Origin of the sequence: uncultured Nocardioides sp. (assembly GCF_902805925.1) — a bacterium.
GTDB lineage: Bacteria > Actinomycetota > Actinomycetes > Propionibacteriales > Nocardioidaceae > Nocardioides.
Genome location: NZ_CADCUP010000200.1, coordinates 1 through 17364, shown reverse-complemented (window position 1 = coordinate 17364; position 17364 = coordinate 1). Strand labels below are relative to the sequence as shown.

Annotated in this window: 17 protein-coding genes; 14 read left to right on the top strand and 3 right to left on the bottom strand. The window is 74.4% G+C overall.

Going from position 1 to position 17364, the window contains the following annotated elements:
• Window positions 1-157: 157 nt before the first annotated feature.
• Together QZX64_RS14615 and QZX64_RS14610 are read right to left on the bottom strand one after the other, a co-directional pair.
• Window positions 158-700, bottom strand: coding sequence for a metallophosphoesterase (locus tag QZX64_RS14615; protein ID WP_295661215.1), 543 nt, complete (start codon window positions 698-700; stop codon window positions 158-160).
• Entirely contained in the window at window positions 697-1890 is a 1194-nt protein-coding gene (locus QZX64_RS14610; protein ID WP_295661213.1) for an acyl-CoA desaturase, read from the bottom strand. Before QZX64_RS14610 ends, QZX64_RS14615 begins: the two co-directional genes overlap by 4 nt.
• Before the next feature lie 161 nt (window positions 1891-2051).
• Between QZX64_RS14610 and QZX64_RS14605 the strand changes: the two genes are divergently transcribed.
• Together QZX64_RS14605 and QZX64_RS14600 are read left to right on the top strand one after the other, a co-directional pair.
• Window positions 2052-2390 carry a DUF3140 domain-containing protein gene (locus QZX64_RS14605; RefSeq protein WP_295661211.1) on the top strand — a complete coding sequence of 113 codons (339 nt, stop codon included), beginning with the start codon at window positions 2052-2054 and terminating at the stop codon, window positions 2388-2390.
• A gap of 113 nt (window positions 2391-2503) precedes the next feature.
• Window positions 2504-2881: a nuclear transport factor 2 family protein gene (locus QZX64_RS14600; RefSeq protein WP_295661210.1), complete on the top strand. Its 378-nt coding sequence runs from the start codon at window positions 2504-2506 to the stop codon at window positions 2879-2881.
• Here the strand turns inward: QZX64_RS14600 and QZX64_RS14595 are convergent.
• Entirely contained in the window at window positions 2865-4880 is a 2016-nt protein-coding gene (locus tag QZX64_RS14595) for an MMPL family transporter (RefSeq protein ID WP_295661208.1), read from the bottom strand. The two genes, QZX64_RS14600 and QZX64_RS14595, sit on opposite strands and share 17 nt — an antisense overlap.
• A gap of 82 nt (window positions 4881-4962) precedes the next feature.
• Between QZX64_RS14595 and QZX64_RS14590 the strand changes: the two genes are divergently transcribed.
• The 12 genes from QZX64_RS14590 to QZX64_RS14535 form a co-directional block, all read left to right on the top strand.
• Window positions 4963-5427 carry a MarR family winged helix-turn-helix transcriptional regulator gene (locus QZX64_RS14590; RefSeq protein ID WP_295661206.1) on the top strand — a complete coding sequence of 155 codons (465 nt, stop codon included), beginning with the start codon at window positions 4963-4965 and terminating at the stop codon, window positions 5425-5427.
• An 82-nt stretch (window positions 5428-5509) separates the two neighbouring features.
• Window positions 5510-6523: a LacI family DNA-binding transcriptional regulator gene (locus QZX64_RS14585; RefSeq protein ID WP_295661205.1), complete on the top strand. Its 1014-nt coding sequence runs from the start codon at window positions 5510-5512 to the stop codon at window positions 6521-6523.
• On the top strand, window positions 6520-7449 hold the full coding sequence (locus tag QZX64_RS14580) for a carbohydrate ABC transporter permease (protein WP_295661203.1): 930 nt from the start codon (window positions 6520-6522) through the stop codon (window positions 7447-7449). The genes QZX64_RS14585 and QZX64_RS14580 overlap by 4 nt, the downstream gene beginning before the upstream one ends.
• Before the next feature lie 4 nt (window positions 7450-7453).
• Window positions 7454-8296, top strand: coding sequence for a carbohydrate ABC transporter permease (locus tag QZX64_RS14575; protein WP_295661201.1), 843 nt, complete (start codon window positions 7454-7456; stop codon window positions 8294-8296).
• Window positions 8297-8342: 46 nt separating this feature from the next.
• A complete protein-coding gene (locus QZX64_RS14570; RefSeq protein ID WP_295661199.1) occupies window positions 8343-9668 on the top strand; it encodes an ABC transporter substrate-binding protein in 1326 nt (441 codons plus the stop codon).
• Window positions 9658-10827 (top strand): ADP-ribosylglycohydrolase family protein, encoded by a 1170-nt coding sequence (locus QZX64_RS14565; RefSeq protein WP_295661197.1) that lies wholly within the window; start codon window positions 9658-9660, stop codon window positions 10825-10827. Before QZX64_RS14570 ends, QZX64_RS14565 begins: the two co-directional genes overlap by 11 nt.
• On the top strand, window positions 10824-12176 hold the full coding sequence (locus QZX64_RS14560; protein ID WP_295661195.1) for an ADP-ribosylglycohydrolase family protein: 1353 nt from the start codon (window positions 10824-10826) through the stop codon (window positions 12174-12176). The genes QZX64_RS14565 and QZX64_RS14560 overlap by 4 nt, the downstream gene beginning before the upstream one ends.
• Complete coding sequence (locus QZX64_RS14555; protein ID WP_295661193.1) at window positions 12173-13039, top strand: ribokinase; 867 nt, start codon at window positions 12173-12175, stop codon at window positions 13037-13039. Before QZX64_RS14560 ends, QZX64_RS14555 begins: the two co-directional genes overlap by 4 nt.
• Window positions 13036-14949 carry an SUMF1/EgtB/PvdO family nonheme iron enzyme gene (locus QZX64_RS14550; RefSeq protein WP_295661192.1) on the top strand — a complete coding sequence of 638 codons (1914 nt, stop codon included), beginning with the start codon at window positions 13036-13038 and terminating at the stop codon, window positions 14947-14949. Before QZX64_RS14555 ends, QZX64_RS14550 begins: the two co-directional genes overlap by 4 nt.
• Window positions 14946-15854: an alpha/beta hydrolase family protein gene (locus tag QZX64_RS14545; RefSeq protein ID WP_295661190.1), complete on the top strand. Its 909-nt coding sequence runs from the start codon at window positions 14946-14948 to the stop codon at window positions 15852-15854. The genes QZX64_RS14550 and QZX64_RS14545 overlap by 4 nt, the downstream gene beginning before the upstream one ends.
• A 129-nt stretch (window positions 15855-15983) precedes the next feature.
• Entirely contained in the window at window positions 15984-16448 is a 465-nt protein-coding gene (locus QZX64_RS14540) for a hypothetical protein (RefSeq protein ID WP_295661188.1), read from the top strand.
• Between the two features lie 173 nt (window positions 16449-16621).
• The coding region (locus QZX64_RS14535) for a sulfotransferase (RefSeq protein ID WP_295661187.1) at window positions 16622-17364 on the top strand (743 nt) is incomplete at its 3' end.

Here is a 17364-nt window from a genome sequence, read left to right as displayed (position 1 = left end):
GGGGGCTCGGCCCCCCATCGGGGACCGGCGGAGGCGGCGGACGCCGCGGGAGCCACGGGCGGCTCGACCAGCGTCAGGGCCGGCTTGGCCTTCGCCGCCCGCTTGGTCGCCTCGGCGTGCCGGGCCTCGCGCATGGCCCGCAGGCCGTCCATCTTGCTCATCGTCGCCTCACCCCGGAGACCCTAGGGCCTGCCGCCGACAACCGGTGGAGGACCACCTCCACCAGCGCGCCGTCCGCCGCGGTCGCGGTCAGGTAGGTGCAGTGCGGCTGGCGCCGGCGGTCGGTGGGGGAGCCGGGGTTGAGCAGCCGCATGCCGCCGGGGGTGGTGGTGTCCCAGGGGATGTGGCTGTGCCCGAAGACGAGCACGTCGAGGCCCGGGTGCGCGGCGTCCATGCGCCGCTCCCGGCCGTCCCTGCCGCCGGTCTCGTGCACGACGCCGAGGCGCAGGCCGTCGAGCTCCACGCGCGCGACCTCGGGCAGCCGGCCGCGCAGGCCGGGGCCGTCGTTGTTGCCCCAGCACGCCACCAGGCGCCGGGAGCGCGCCTCGAAGGCGTCCAGCGTGGCCTCGTCGACCCAGTCGCCGGCGTGGACGACGACGTCGGCGGCCTCGATGGCCTCCCACAGCTCGGCGGGCAGGTCCTTCGCCCGCTTCGGCAGGTGGGTGTCGGCGGTCAGGACGAGGCGGGTCGCGGTGCTCACGCCCCGGCGGGCTGCGGTGCCGCCGGGCCGGCCCCGCGCAGGGCCGTGCGCGCGAGGGAGGCGAGCCGCGGGACGACGTTGCGCCGGTTCGTCGCCTCCAGCCACCCGTTGGGCAGCGAGAGGCGCAGCACCTTGTGCCAGGCGGACGCGACCTGCTGGGGCAGCGGCGCGGAGTGGTAGGTGAGGCCGTAGCGCTCGAACAGCTGCTCCACCTCGACGGCGATCTCGGCGTACCGGCTGCTCGGCAGGTCGGGGAAGAGGTGGTGCTCGATCTGGTGGGAGAGGTTGCCGGTCATCACGTGCATCAGCGGGCTGCCCGAGATGTCGGCCGAGCCGAGCATCTGCCGCAGGTACCACTCGCCGCGGGTCTCCTGCTCGTCGAGCGCGGACATCTCGAAGGTCTCGACACCCTCGGGGAAGTGCCCGCACATGATCACCGAGTGGCTCCACACGTTCCGCACGAAGTTGGCGGTGAGGTTGGCCGTCAGGGTGCTGCGCCAGCCGGGCCCCGCCAGCAGCGGGTGCACGACGTAGTCCTTGGTGACCTGCTTGCGCACCTTCGCCAGGGCCGTGCGCACGCGCTGGCGCAGCTCGGGGGTGAAGCCCTTCTTCTCGCGCAGGTGCTCGCCGAACTCGATGTCGTACATCGCGATGCCGTACTCGAAGATGCACGCGTTGACCAGGTTCCACAGCGGCTGGGCGAGGTGCCGCGGCTCCCACGGCTGGTCCTCGTCGACGCGCATGATGCCGTAGCCGAGGTCGTTGTCCTTGCCCAGGATGTTGGTGAAGCGGTGGTGGGTGTCGTTGTGGGCGTGCTTCCACTGCTCCGGCGGTGAGGCGTGGTCCCAGTCCCAGGTGGCCGAGTGGATCCTGGGGTCGCGCATCCAGTCCCACTGGCCGTGGAGCACGTTGTGGCCGATCTCCATGTTGTCCAGGCTCTTGGCCACCGCGAGCCCGAGCGTGCCCAGCACCCACGCGGGTCGCCAGCGCCCCGCCAGCAGCACGGTGCGGCTGCCGAGCTCCAGGCTGCGCTGGACGCGGATCACCCGGCGGATGTACGCCGCGTCGCGGGCGCCGCGACTGTCCAGGACCCGCTGACGGATCGCGTCGAGCTCCCGGCCCATGCGCTCCACGTCGTCGGAGGTCAGGTGCGCGACCTGGCTGTGTCGTTGCTTCTGCAGCACGGTCATGGGGAACACCTCGGCAGTTCTGTCCTCGGGACGTCCGGTACCCAGAGACGAGCATCACATGAAGCCCTGCCCGCGCCGGCGCGGGTGTCCGCGCCCGCGAGTGGGTACCCCGGCGGTGTCGTCCGCACCGGGGCGACCCACGACGACACGAGGAGCGGGCGATGGCACAGCAGGAGTCGGTCGAGGAGGTGTGGGAGGACTGGAAGGACGCGGTGAACATGACCGCGAAGGAGCTCGAGGAGTTCCTGGACACCGAGGAGTCCCAGTCGGTGGGCGACAAGGGCGACGGCGGGGGCGAGTCCACCGGGCACAGGTCGGGGAGGCGGATCGTGGAGATCCTGCGCAGCAAGAAGGCGGAGCTGGGCGACGACGACGCCGCGCACATGCGCAAGGTCGTCGGCTACGTGCACCGGCACCTGGCGCAGCGCCCCTCGGGCGACGTCACCGACTCTGCGTGGCGCTACTCGCTGATGAACTGGGGCCACGACCCGCAGAAGTAGGGCCGGAATAGAGACCCGCCCGTCCGGGCACCGGGGTAGGACGCGGGCCGCGCCGGCAGGGCGCGCCCCACTCCGGGCGCCGGCCACCGCGCCGGCCGGATGAGGAGATGCGCATGACCGGCACCGACCGCGCCGACGGCTTCGCCTCGGCACTCCAGCAGCTCGAGGGCGGCGACGAGGATGCGCTGCTGGCGCAGTTCGCCGACTCCGTCACGCTCTTCCGCCCCGAGGTCAAGCACCAGGAGGGCGAGAGCGACCCTCAGGCGTTCTGGAAGGCCTACCGCGACCAGTTCTCCGACATCAGCACGGAGTTCACCCACGTCGCCGAGGCGGGCGACATCGCCATGCTCGAGTGGGAGTCCACCGGCACGCTGACGACCGATCGGCCGATCAGCTACCGCGGCGTCTCGCTGCTGACGTTCGACGACGACGGCAAGGTGAGCCGGTTCGCGACGTACTACGACACGGCCGCCTTCACCAACCCCGACTGACCGGCGCGAGGAGGCCCCGCACCACGACGGCGTCGATCACGATGCCGAGGGCCAGCGTCGTGGCCAGCACCTTCACCTCGACCGCCGGCACGGTCGAGAGGGCGACGAAGGCGAGGAACAGGATCAGCGCGGCCGAGGTCACCAGCCGCCCGGTGTGGGCGATGCCGTCGACGACCGCCCGGTCGGTGTCGCCGTGCTCGTCGTAGGCCTCGCGCATCCGCGCCAGGATGAACACCTCGTAGTCCATCGAGAGCCCGAACAGGAAGGCGAAGGCGGCGATCGGCACCCACGTCGTGATGACCCCGGTGGCCGGCTGCCCGAAGAGCAGCTCGGAGCCGAGGCCCTCCTGCCACACCAGCACGGTGACGCCGTACGCCGCGGCGATGGAGACGACGTTGAGCGCCAGCGCCTTGACCGGCAGCCACACCGAGCGCAGCGCCCGGGCCAGCAGCAGGAAGGTGAGCACGACGACGGCCAGCACGACCCAGACCACGTCGTCGTAGACAGCGGTGACGAAGTCGGCGTCCTCGGCGGGACTGCCCCCGACCTCGACTGCGGGCCGGTCGGCGACCGCTGCACGGACCTCGGCCAGGGCGGTGCGCCCACCCTCGCTGGCGGGGTCGTCGGCCAGCCACACCTGCAGCAGGCCCTCGCCACCGCGCTCCCAGCCCGCGCCGTCCGGCTGCGCGACGGCGCCCACGCCGTCCACGGCCCGGAGGTCCTCGGCGAGCCCGTCGAGCGTGCCGGCCGGGGCGAGCACCTCCACGGGTCGCAGCGCCCCGCTCGGGACCCCGGCCCGGACCGCGCCGGTGGCGGCCGTCGAGGCCGGGGCCGACGACGCCAGCCCGGAGAGCTGCGGCGAGCCGAGGGTCAGCGTGAGCACCGGGGCGGCCAGTGCCAGCAGGGCGGCCGTGCACCCCACGATGGTGAGCCACCGGTGGGCGAGCACCCGTCGTGCCACGCCCTCCCAGAAGCGGCTGCGCGAGCGGGCCGGGCCGCGGCGGGGCCAGAGCAGCCGCGGGCCGACGGCGCTCAGCAGCGCGGGCACCAGGGTGAGCGAGGTCGCGACGCTGAAGAGCGGGATGAGCAGCCCGCCGAGGCCGATGCTGCGCAGGAACGGCAGCGGCACCAGCACCAGGGCGGCCAGCGACACCGCGACGGTCACGCCGCTGAAGAGCACCGACCGGCCGGCGGTGCGCATCGCCATGCGCACCGCGGCGTCGTTGTCGCGGCCCGCTGTCAGCTCCTCGCGCCACCGCGTGACGATGAGCAGCGAGTAGTCGATGGCCACGCCGAGGCCGATCAGGCCGACCAGGAACTGCACCACGAACGAGACGTCGGTCAGGGCGGTCAGGCCGAGCAGGGCCAGGAACGTCCCGAGGATCGAGACCGCCGCGACCAGCAGCGGCAGCCCGGCCAGCAGGGAGGCGAAGACGAGCGCGAGCACCACCAGCGCGCCCGCGCCGCCGAGCACCACCTCGACCAGCACGCTGCGATCGCCACCGCCGCCGCCCTCCGCGAGCAGCAGGAAGCCGGTGAGCGTCGCCCGGCCCGAACCGGCGCCGGCCTCCGAGACGATGGCCTCGATGCGGTCCTGGGAGGCGGCGTACGGCTCGGGCCCGGGGGTGACCGGTGGATAGACCAGCGCGACGGAGACCTCGTCGCCCTCGCCGGTGAGCGACCCGGCGCCCGGGTCGGCGGCCGTGACGACGCGGGTGCCCGGGACCTGCTGCTCGATCGCGCCGGCGACGTCGCCGGCACCCGACTCGGCGTCCGGTCCCTCGACCACGACCAGCAACGGGTCGTCCGCGCCGCCGCCGCCGAACTCGTCGGCGATGCGGGTGTTGGCCTCGTACGCCGGCTGCCCCGGCAGGGCGAAGTCGTAGGACAGCCGGTCGACCGTGGTGGGTGCCAGCAGTCCGCCGGCGAGGGCGACGAGGAGCCAGAAGGCCGCCACCACCGCGCGGTGCCGGAGCACCTGGTCGCTCAACCGCTCCACGTTGGCCGCCTCGTCCGAGAGAATCAGGAGACTGATGCTGAGGGACGGTACACCGGGGCGCAAGGCTGCCTAGAGTGGTGGCGTGGAGCGCACCCGCCGGACGCCGGACCAGCCGGGGCCTGGCGATCCCGACAGCGTCGTGGGCTGGACCCTGGTGCGCGCCTACCACCGCGTCGCCCCCCTCCTCCGGGCCGTGCTCGGTCAGGCGGGGCTCTCGCCGCACCAGTTCGGGGTGCTCGTGCAGCTCAGCGTCGAGCCGGACATCAGCCAGGCCGCGCTGGCCCGCAGGATCCTCATCACGCCGCAGAGCATGGGGGCCGTGCTGCGGCAGATGGAGGCGGCCGGCCTGGTGTCGCTGTCGCCGAGCGCGGGGCGCGGCGTGCCGAGACCGGCCCGGCTGACCGATGACGGCCGGCGGGTGCTCGCCCGCACCTACCCCCGGGTCCGTGAGCTGAACGCCCCGGAGAGCCTCGGCCTCACCGCTGAGGAGGCACGCACCCTCAACCGCCTGCTGCACCGGGTGCACGACCACCTCGGCGGCTCGTGAGGAATGGCCGGTCGCCCCTTGACGTGACCGTCGCCGCGTGCCACGGTGACGAACGTGTTGTAATCGATTACAGCGAGGTCACGTGAACGTCAAGCGACCCACGGTCAGCCGCGTCGCCGAGCACGCCGGGGTGTCGGTGGCGTCGGTGTCGCGGGTGCTCAACGGGCTCGCGGCGAGCGACGACGTGCGCCTGCGGGTGACCGAGGCCGCCGCGGCGCTCGGCTACCGCCCCAACGCCGTCGCCCGCTCGCTGAAGGTGCGCAGCACCCAGCAGCTCGCCTTCGCGGTCGCCGACGTGGGCAACCCCGTCTACGTCGAGATGATGCGTGCGGTCGAGGCGGAGACCAAGGTCCGCGGCTACCGGCTGCTCGTCTCCTCGACCGGCGGCAGGGTCGATGACACCCAGGCGCTGCTGGACGGCCTCGCCACGGGGTACGCCGACGGGCTGGTGCTCAGCCCGGTGCGCGTCGACGGGGACCTGGTCGAGGCGCTGCGCCGGCTCGACCTGCCCGTGGTCGTCATCGGCACGGTGCCGAGCGAGCTGCGGGTCGACAACGTGCGAGCCAACTCCTCCGGCGGCGTCCGGCTCGCGGTCGAGCACCTGCACGCCGGCGGCCGCCGTCGGATCGCCTTCGTCAACGGACCCGTCGACACCGTGCCCGGCAGCGCCCGGCAGCGCGCCTTCGAGCGCACCGCCCGGGCGCTGGGGCAGCCCGCCGACGACGCGCTGCGCCGGGTGGCCGACGACTTCACCCTGGCCGCCGGCCGCACCGCCGCCGAGGCGCTGCTCGACGACGTGGTGCCCGACGCCGTCCTCGGCGGCAACGACCTGATCGCCATCGCGCTGATGCAGGTGCTCGCCGAGCGCGGGCTGCGGGTGCCCGAGGACGTCGCGGTGGTCGGCATGGACGACACCGAGCTCGCCGGCGTGACGACGCCCTCGCTCACCAGCGTCGACCTCGGGTCCCGTGCCCGCGGCCGGCTCGCCGCCCGCCTGCTGCTCGAGCGGCTGGAGGAGCCGGACCGCGAGGTGCAGCGGGTGACGGTCCAGCCGCGGCTGCGCGTCCGCCGCTCGTCCGGAGGGGGGACGAGGTGACCGCCGATCTCGAGACCCGCCCCCCCGCACCCGTCGAGGCACCGAGGACCAGGCGCGGCGCCGGCGGCCGGGACGCCTGGCCGCTCCTGCTGCCGGCGCTCATCCCGGTCGCCATCTTCAGCGTCCTGCCGCTGCTCCAGGGGATCTACCTCGGCTTCACCGACTCCCGGGCCGGGCTCAACCAGGTCACCCGCTTCACCGGCCTGGAGAACTACGGCGACCTCCTCGACTACGACCTGTTCTGGACGTCGTTCCGGATCGGTCTGGTCTGGGCGGTCTCGGTCACCTTCCTGCAGTTCGCCACGGCCATGGGCCTCGCGCTGCTGCTGCACCAGAACCTGCGCTTCGGGTGGCTCGCGCGGATCCTCTCGCTCGTGCCGTGGGCGATGCCACCGGTGGTCGTGGCGATCACGTGGCGGCTGATGTACGACCCCAACTACGGCCCGGTCAACGGGCTGCTCGCCTCGCTCGGCCTGGGCGGCGACACCAACCTGCTCGGCGACTTCAGCACCGCGCTGCCCGCGGCCATCGTGGTCGGCGTGTGGGCCGGCATGCCGCAGACGACCATCGCGCTGCTCGCCGGGCTGCAGGGGATCGACGAGTCGATCCACGAGGCGGCGGCCATCGACGGGGCGGGCGTGTGGCGGCGCTTCCGCCACATCACGCTCCCGCAGCTGCGGCCGGTGATCGTGGCGATCACGTCGCTGAACTTCATCTGGAACATCAACACCTTCGACCTGATCTACGTGCTGACCAACGGCGGACCGGGCGGGCGCACGATGCTGCCGATGCTCTTCGCCTACAACGAGGCGTTCCGCTACGGCAACTTCGGTGTCGCCGCGGCGATGGGGAACGTGATGGTGCTGCTCATCGTGGGTGCGCTCGTGTTCTACCTGCGCTCGCGCCTCAAGCCGGCGGAGGAGTGAGGTCATGAGCGTCGGGACCGTCACCACGCGCGCCAGGGTCGGCCAGTACGCCGCGCTGCTCGCCTACGTCGCCTTCCTCGGCTTCCCGCTGCTGTGGCTGGTGGCCACCGCGTTCAAGAGCACCCAGGAGATCGCGCTGGGCGCGTCGGGCTTCCTGCCCGAGGCCCCTACCTTGCAGAACTTCGGCGACGCGATCCGCCGGGCCGACCTGGTCGAGGCGGGCTGGAACAGCCTGCGCGTGGCCGTGGCCTCCACCATCCTCACCACGGCGCTCGCCATGCCCGCGGCGTACGGCCTGGCGCGCTTCAAGACCTTTCTGCGCCCGGTGACGCTCGGCTGGGTGCTGGTCAGCCAGGTCTTCCCGACGATCCTGATCATCGTCCCGCTGTTCTTGATCCTCAAGCAGTTCGACCTCGTGAACAACCTGGTCGGCCTGACCATCGTCTACGTCGTCTTCACCCTGCCCTTCGCCCTGTGGATGCTCATCGGCTTCGTGGCCAACATCCCGCGCGAGCTGGAGGAGGCGGCGGCCGTCGACGGCGCCGGCAGGCTGCGGATCCTGGTGAGCATCGTCTTCCCGCTGCTGCGCCCGGGCGTGGTGGCCACCGCCCTGTTCGCGTTCATCGCGGCCTGGAACGAGTTCCTCTTCGCGCTGGTGCTGATCCAGGACCCCGCCAAGGTGACCCTGCCGCTCACGCTGTCGCGCTTCGTCGGCGCGGAGGGCCAGGTGCAGCTCGGTGCCCTGGCGGCGGCGTCCCTGCTCGCGACGATCCCCAGCCTCATCTTCTTCGGCCTGATCCAGGGCCGCCTCACCTCCGGCCTGCTCAGCGGGGCCGTCAAGGGATGACCCGTCCCGCCAGCAGCACCTCGACACACCCAGAGAGGACACACCCATGAGACTCACCCACCGCAGGTCCCAGCACCGGGGCAGGCCCGCCGCCGTGGTGGCGACGGGCGCGGTCGCCGCCCTGGTCCTCGCCGGCTGCGCCACCGCCGGCTCCGACGACGACGCCGACAGCGAGGGAGGCGGCGACGGGCCGGTCAGCCTGCGCTACCAGAGCCTGGCCTTCCAGGAGCCGACCATCCAGGCCAGCCAGGAGATCGTCGACGCCTGGAACGCCGACAACCCCGACGTGCAGGTCGAGTACGTCCAGGGCAGCTGGGACTCCGTCCAGGACCAGCTGGTCACCCAGTTCCAGGGCGGCACCGCGCCGGACGTGATCCAGTACGAGTCGGCGGCGATGACGCAGTTCGCCGAGCAGGGCTACCTCGCCGACCTCTCCGGCTCGCTGAGCGAGGAGGTCACGTCCGCGGTGCCGGAGGGCGTCCTGGACGCCGTGACGGTCGACGACCAGGTCATCGCGGCGCCGACGCTGCTGCAGAGCTACGTCGTGTTCGCCAACCGCGGCCTGCTCGAGGAGGCGGGCGTGGAGGTGCCCGAGGGGGAGACCTGGTCCTGGGACGAGTTCCAGGCCGCCGCCGCCGCGACCACCGGGGGCGACACCTTCGGCGTCGGGTGGGGCCTGGCCGAGCCGACGGCCACCATGCTCAGCCTCGGGATGAACTTCGACGCGACGTACTTCGAGGGCACCGGCGAGGACGTCACCATCGACGTGGGCGAGGAGGAGCTGGCGCTCCCCGAGCGCATCCACGCCATGGCCTACGACGACCGGTCGCTCGACCCGGTCTCCATCACCCAGAGCGGCTCGGACGTCATGACCGGCTTCCTCAAGGGCAAGTACGCCATGACGGTGCAGGGCAGCTACCAGGCCCAGGCGCTGACCGAGAGCGCGCCGGCGGACCTGGACTGGGTGGCCATGCCGCTGCTCGAGGCCGACAGCGCGGCCCAGGCCGCCAACCCGCAGACGCTCTCGGTCGCGGCCGAGAGCCCGCACGTCGAGGAGGCGGCGGCGTTCATCGACTACTTCATGCAGGCCGACAACCTGGCCAAGGTGGCCGAGGGCGACTGGCTGATCCCCGCGTCCTCCGACGCCGCCGAGGTGGTCTCCACCGACACCGAGGGCGCCAACGGCTGGTCGACGATCCTCGCCGGCGGGCAGTACCTCACCAAGGCGCCGTTCCAGTCCGCCACGAACTACCCGCAGTGGAAGGACCAGATCGCGACGCCGGCGTTCCAGCGCTACCTCGCCGACGAGATCGACGCGGACCAGCTCGCCACCGAGCTGACCGAGGGCTGGGAGTCCGTCAGTGGCGGCTGACGCACCCGCGGTCACCGTGACCGCGCTGCGCGACCGGTCGGTGGGCGCACTGGTCGGCTCGGCGGTCGGTGACGCCCTCGGGGGCGCCACCGAGGGGTGGACGACCCAGCAGATCACCGAGCGCTACGGCGGCTACGTGACCGGCATCGTGCCGCCGTTCAACGAGGACTGGCGCACGGCGCGGCCCATCGCGCCGTACCACAAGGGCGACGGGCACATCACCGACGACACCCTGATGACCCATGCGCTCGTGGACGTCTACGCCCACCGCCGCGACCACCTCGACGCCTACGCGATCGCCGAGGACCTGGTGCCGCTGCTCATCGGGGAGCGGCGCTGGATCCCCGAGCTCGAGGCGGACGCGCTGCTGCTGCAGCGCATCTTCCTGGCCGAGAAGTGGCTGGTGGCCCGGCTGCACTACGGGCACGTCGACCCGCGCGACGCGGGGGTCGGCAACATCGTCAACTGCGGGGCGGCGATGTACGTCGCCCCGGTCGGCGTCGTCAACGCCGCCGATCCCGCCGGGGCCTACGCGGAGGCGGTCGAGATCGCCTCCGCGCACCAGTCGAGCTACGGCCGCGAGGCCGCCGGCGTGCTGGCGGCGGCGGTGGCCGAGGCGATGAGCGACGGCGCGACCGCCGGCTCGGTCGTCGACGCCTGCCTGGCGGTGGCACGCGACGGCACCCGCGACGCGATCGAGGCGGTGGCCGAGGCGGCGTCCGGCGTCGGGGACTGGGCCGCGGCCATCCCGGTGCTGCGCGACGCCGTGCGGCCCTTCGACACCGTCGGCGAGCACTACCGCGCGCCCTCGATGGACGCCCGGCGACCCAGCCGCACCAAGTCGATCGAGGAGCTGCCGGTGGCCCTGGGCATGGTGCTGGTGGCGGGTGGCGCCTTCGAGCCGGCCGTGCTGGGCGGGGTCAACTACGGCCGCGACGCCGACTCGATCGCCAGCATGGCCGGGGCGGTCTGCGGTGCGCTCGGGGGGTTCTCGGCCGTCCGCGCCGACTGGCACGAGCAGATCGCCGAGGCCAGCCGCACCCCGCTGGAGCCGGCCGGCCACACGATGGCCGACGTGGCGACGGAGGTCTTCGCCAAGGACGCCGAGCGGTGCCGGGTGCGCGAGCGGCGGCGGCTCGCCCTGGGGGGCGGGCGGTGAGCGCACTCACCTGGGTGCAGCCTCCCGACCTGCTCGCCCACGAGCTCGTGGCCAGCGTGGCGGAGGGCAAGGACGTCGACGACGTGCGCCGGCGGTGGGAGGAGGCCGGGGGGCGGTCCGAGGCGCCGTACACGGGGATCGGGCAGGAGGGGGACGACGCGCTCCGCCGGCTGGCCGAGGAGCTGCTCGGCGAGCTCGACGCCCGCGCCCCGCACGAGGCGCTCGCCCGGCTGGAGCCCGACGAGCTGGCCGACATCGAGGGGACGTGGCCCTCGCCCCCCGGCCGCACCGGGCTCGCCGCCGACCTCGACGACCGGCTGCACGGCGCGTGGCTGGGCCGGTCCGCCGGCTGCCTGCTGGGGAAGCCGGTCGAGAAGATCCCTCGCGAGGGCATCCGGGAGATCCTGCGGAGCCAGGGCCGCTGGCCGCTCGACGGCTGGTTCACCGCCGTCGGGCTGCCCGACGAGGTGGCCGCCCGCTGGCCGTGGAACCGCCGCAGCGCGCCGACGAGCCTCGCCGAGAACATCGAGGGCATGCCCGAGGACGACGACCTGAACTTCGCGCTGCTCGCCCTGCGGGTGCTGGAGCAGCACGGCCGCGGCTTCACCACGGCCCACGTCGCGGCGGCCTGGCTGGCCGATCTCCCCGGCGGCCGCGTCTTCACCGCCGAGCGGGTGGCCTACCGCAACCTGCTGCTGGGCGAGAGCGCACCGCGCACCGCCACCTGGCGCAACCCCTACCGCGAGTGGATCGGTGCCCAGATCCGCACCGACGTCTACGGCTGGGCCTGCCCCGGCGAGCCCGCCGAGGCCGCCCGGCTGGCCTGGCGCGACGCGCGGCTCAGCCACGTGCGCAGCGGCGTGTACGGCGCGATGTGCGTCGCCGCGATGTGCGCGCAGGCGGTGGTCAGCGACGACGTGGACGACGTGCTGGAGGCCGGCGTCGCCGTCGTGCCGCCGGGCAGCCGCTACGCCGAGGCCCTGCGGGTCGGCACCGCGCTCGGGAGGTCCGACCTCGACGACGAGGCCGCCCTCGACGACCTCGCCGAGCGCTACGGCCACCTCCACTGGGTGCACGTGCTGAACAACGCGGCGCTGATGGCCTTCGCGCTCGCGCGCAGCGAGGGCGACCTCTCCCGCGGCATCACCCTGGCCGTGACAGGGGGCTGGGACACCGACTCGGTCGGCGCCACGGTCGGCTCCGTGTGCGGGGCGCTGGCCGGCGCCTCCCGGCTCCCCGAACGGTGGACCGCGCCGCTGCACGACCGGCTCTCCAGCAGCATGCCGGGCTGCGACCGGCTGACCTTCACCGCGCTCGCGGCGCGCACGGCCGCGGTGGGAGCACGATGACCCACGACGTGACGGTGCTCGGCAGCCTCAACCTCGACGTGGTGGTGCACCTGCCCCGGGTGCCCGGCGTCGGGGAGACCGTGCTGGCCTCCGGGCAGCAGCGGGTGCCGGGCGGCAAGGGGCTGAACCAGGCGGTCGCCGCCGCCCGTGCGGGCGCCCGGACGGTGATGCTCGGCGCGGTGGGCGACGACGACGCCGCGCGGGTGCTGCGCGAGACGGCCGGGTCGGCGGGCGTCGACGTGTCCGGCGTGCGCCGGGAGCCGGGGCCCAGCGGCACCGCCTGGGTGATGGTGCAGGACGGTGGCGACAACGCGATCGTCGTGGACGCCGCGGCGAACGGCACGGTGACGTCCCTGACCGGGTGCGACCTGGACGCGGTCCGCTCGGCGGCGGTGCTGGTCATGCAGCTCGAGACGCCGCTGCCCGCGGTGACGCAGGCGGCGTCCGCGGCGTCGCGGGCGGGGGTGCGCGTGGTGCTCAACGCCGCGCCCGCCCGGGACCTGCCCGAGGAGCTCCTCGCGCTCGTGGACGTGCTGGTCGTCAACGAGCACGAGGCGCGAGCCTTCCCCGACGCCCTGGCCGCCGGTGTCGGCACGGTCGTGGTGACCCTCGGCGCGGACGGCGCGCGGGTGGTCTGCGCCGACGGCGAGCAGGCGGTGCCCGGGGTGACGGCCGACGTCGTCGACACCACCGGTGCCGGCGACACCTTCACCGGCTACCTCGCCGCCGCCCTGGCCACCGGCGCCTCGCTGCCCGACGCGTGCGGGCGGGCCGTGGTCGCCGGCGCCCTCGCGGTGGAGGTGCTGGGCGCCACCGCGTCCATCCCGACCGCGGACGCCGTCGAGCGGCGGCTGCAGCGATGACCGACCCGTTCGCGCCCCGCCCGATCGACCTGCCGACCGAGGTGCCGCTGGAGCCGGACGCCGACCTGTCGGTGCTCGACGAGGCCAAGGTCCTGGCCGCGCCGGCCCGCGTGGAGGACCGGCCGGCCTGGCGCGCCGCGCTGCACCGGTGGCGCGCGGAGGCGCGGGAGCGGACGGCGTACGACGACCGCCGCTACCGCGACCCCGGCCTCACGTGGGTGTCCTCGGCGTGGAACGTGGCGATGGTGTGGCTGTGGGACGAGGTCGTGTGGGACTGGGGGGCCGGCCGCTTCGACGCCGACCGGCTGCTCGACGCCCACCGTGGGCTGGACGGCCTCGACGCCGTCGTGCTGTGGCACGCCTACCCGGTCATCGGCGTGGACGACCGCAACCAGTTCGACTGGTACGCCGTGCCCGGGCTCCGCGGGCTCGTCGACGACCTGCACGCGCGCGGGGTGAAGGTGTTCCTGGACTACAACCCGTGGGACGTCGGCACGCGCCGGGCCGAGGGCAGCGACGCCGCGATGCTCTCCGCGCTCGTGCGGCGGCTGGGTGCCGACGGGGTCTTCCTCGACACGCTCAAGGAGGGCGACCCCGAGCTGCTCGAGGCGCTGGACGGGCTGGCGCTCGAGGGTGAGTCCCGGGTGCCGCTGGTGCGGGTCGGCGACCACCTGGCGTCCTGGGCGCAGTGGTTCGCCGACAGCCCGACGCCCGGTGTCCTGCGCGCCCGCTGGTTCGAGCAGCGGCACATGATGCACCACACCCGGCGGTGGGACCGCGACCACGGCGCCGAGCTGCGCTCGGCCTGGCTGAACGGGGCCGGGGTGCTCGTCTGGGACGTCGTGTTCGGGGTCCGCGTCGACTGGTCGCCCGACGACGTCGGCGGCCTCCGGGCGATGCGGTCGGCCTACCGCGAGCACGCCGACCTCTTCGTGCACGGGGAGTGGGAGCCGCTGACCGACCTGCATCGCGGCGCCACGGCCGCCGGGCTGGTGGCGTCCCGGTGGCGGCGGGCGGGGGAGACCTACTACACCGTGGCCAACCCCACGGAGCGCGACCACGACGGCCTCCTGCTCCCCCACCCCGAGGTGGCGCTCGCCGTGCCGGCGGGCGGCATCGCCGGCGTGCACCTGGACCGCGACGGCGTCCGGTCGACGTTCAGCCACGGCCGGTCGGCGGGACCGGTGACGCCGCCCGCCCCGGTCCGGGTCCGGGCCACCGCGGCGCCGGGCGCGCCGGCGGCGGGCGCCGTCCGGGTGGCTGCCGGCGCACGCGAGCTGCCGCTGACGTGGCGGCAGCGCGAGACCGGGCTCTACGAGGCCGCGCCGTACGTCGGCGACTGGAAGCCGCTCCCGCCCCGCCTGCACCAGCTCCGCGAGGACACCCGCGCGGTCGTGCTGACCGAGGTGCTGGTCGACGCCGTCGAGGTGACCGACGCGGACTTCGCCGTGTTCCTCGCCGAGTCCGGCCACCGGCCCGCGACGGCTCACCGGTTCCTGGACCACTGGGTCGACGGCGCGCCCGTGCCCGGCACGGCCGACCGGCCGGTGCGGTTCGTCGACCTCGACGACGCCCGGGCGTACGCCGCGTGGCGGGGCGCCCGGCTGCCCACCGAGGACGAGTGGCAGGCGGCCGCGGAGGCTGACGGGTTCGTCCGCCTCGACCCCCGGGTCTGGCAGTGGACCGAGAGCGAGCACCGCGACGGCCGCACCCGCTGGGTGGTGCTCAAGGGCGGCTCCCACCACGCCACCGAGGGCTCGCAGTGGTACGTCGACGGCGGCCCGCGCGACCCGTCGTGGTCGGTGCGCTACCTGCTCACCGGCGCCGGCACGAGCAGGGCGGCGACCATCGGCTTCCGCTGTGCCGTCGACGTCGACGTCGCCGTCGAGGGCGCCGGCGCCACCCGATGACCGGGCGGCTGGTCGACGGGGCCGCGTGGTCGAGCGCCTTGGGGGAGGAGGTCCGCTACCGCGCCTGGGTGCCGGCCGTGCGTGACGGCGAGCGCTGCGCCACGGCGTACCTGCTGCACGGACGGGGCGACGACCTCGAGGGCTGGAGCCGGGTGGTGCCCCGGCTGGAGGAGCTGGTCGACCGGGGCCTCGTCCCGCCCCTGGTCGCGGTGGTGCCCGACGCGCCGTGGTCCGGGCGCGGGAGCTGGTACGTCGACTCCCGCTTCACCGGCGCCCCGGCCGGGCGGCCCGTCGAGACGGCGCTGGTGCGGGACCTCGTCAGCCACGTCGACGCGACGTACCCCACGGCGGCCGACCGGTCGCACCGCCTCGTCGGCGGCTGCTCCATGGGCGGCGCCGGCGCGCTGTCGCTGCTCCTGCGGCACCCCGGCGTCTTCGCCGGGGGGCTGGTGCTGAGCCCGGCGGTCTACGACCCGCTGCCACCGGCCCACAGCTCCGCGCGCACGTCCGGCGCCTTCGGGCGGGGGGACGACCGCTTCGTCGAGGAGGTGTACGCCGCCCACACCGTCGAGGGGCTCCTCGCCGGCTACGCCCGGGCCGGGGACCTCCCCGTGCGGCTGTTCCTGGCCGTGGGCGAGGACGAGTGGCGCAACCCCCTGCCGCAGGACGCCCGGCACGACCTGGACCGGGTCGCCGCGGCCGTCCACGACCGGGTCCGGCGCGCCGACGGCGTCTCGTCCCGGCTGGTCGTGCTGCCCGGGGGACACGGGTGGGACGTCTGGGAGCCGGCCTTCGCCGCAGGACTGCCCCACCTGCTCGCGGCCCTCGCGCCCGGGTGCGCCGGCGCCGAGCCGCATGAGGGACGGCGAGGCCCGAGCCACCAGGGGCCCTGCCGCTGCCGGTGAGCATCGGCGCCGTCCGACCGACGCCTGTCCCGACGCCTGTCCCGACGGTGGGAGAAACGGGGGGCGTGTCGGACGCGGGCGGTGGTTACCGCGAGGGGGCCCAGCCGCCCAGACCACGACGGAGCCCCCGTGCCTCAGCTCGCGACCTATGTCGGCCTCGCTCGCGACGGCGAGAAGGCGCTGGCCGACTCGTTCCGCGCCGTGGCGGCCGGCCACCCGGAGGAGGGCGACCTGGGCCAGGTGTGCCTGCTGATGGCCAGGCTGAGCCACCGCCACCGCCGCCGGCTGGCACCGATGGCCGGCCGCTACGCGACGACGGAGGGCGACGACCTCCACTCCCTGCCTCCGCGCGTCGACTGCCATGGGGGTCCCGGCGGACTGCTGCGCGACCTCCTGGACCTCTACGTCCTGGCCACCCTCGTGCAGACCACCTGGACCGTGATCGCCCAGGGGGCGGGGACGCACCGCGACGCCGAGCTGGCCGCCGCCGCGGTGGACGCCATGGCCGACACCCGCCGCCAGCTCGCTTGGCTGGGGGTGCGGCTGAAGCAGGCGGCGCCGCACTGCCTGGAGCCCACCGAGGGCCCGGCGTGAACGCGAGCGAGACCGACGAGGACCGGCCGCGTGCCGCGCCGGCGAGCGGGTACCGGAATCTCCCGACCCCTGCGAGCCGCTCCGGGGAGGTGACTCATGGAGATTCTGGTGGCCCTGGCCGCACCGGTGCTGGCGGCGTACGTCGTGCTGCAGCTGTTCAGCCGCTCCGGCAGGTGACGTCGTCCGGCGTGCACCCGGGCGGCCGCACGAGCACGCCGACGCCACGACCGCCCGAGCTGGTCGTCATCGGCGCCATGAAGTGCGGCACCAGCGCCCTGCACGCCCACCTCGACGCGCACCCCGAGATCGCGATGGCGCGGGGCAAGGAGCTCAACTTCTTCTACGGCCCCGGCGTCCCGCCTCCCGCGCCCGAGCACGAGTGGTGGCGAGCCGGCCAACGGCACCGGGGCGTCGACTGGTACCTCGCGCAGTTCGACCCCCACGCCCGCGTGCGGGGCGAGTCCTCGCCCGGCTACACCGACCCCTCGCACCCCGAGGTCGCCGAGCGCATGCACGCGCTGGTGCCGCACGCCCGGCTCGTCTACCTCGTGCGAGAGCCCCTCGCCCGGGCGGTGTCGCAGTGGCGCCACCACGTCTCGGACGGCGCGGAGACCCGTCCCGCGGGCGCGGCCCTGCTCGACGTGGACAGCCAGTACGCCGCTCGCAGCCGCTACCAGGAGCGGCTGGCGCCCTTCCTGCGGTGCTTCGACCGCGAGCAGGTGCTCGTGGTGGTGCAGGAGCGGCTGCGCTCCGACCCGCGGCGCACGATGGGGCGGGTCCTGGCACACCTGGGCCTCGACCCCGACCACTGGGACCCGTCCTTCGGCGCCAGCGTGCACGTCGGCACCGACGTCGAGGCGGACCTCACGCGGCGCCACCGGCTGGCCTTCGACGAGCTGGTGGCCGACGATCCTTT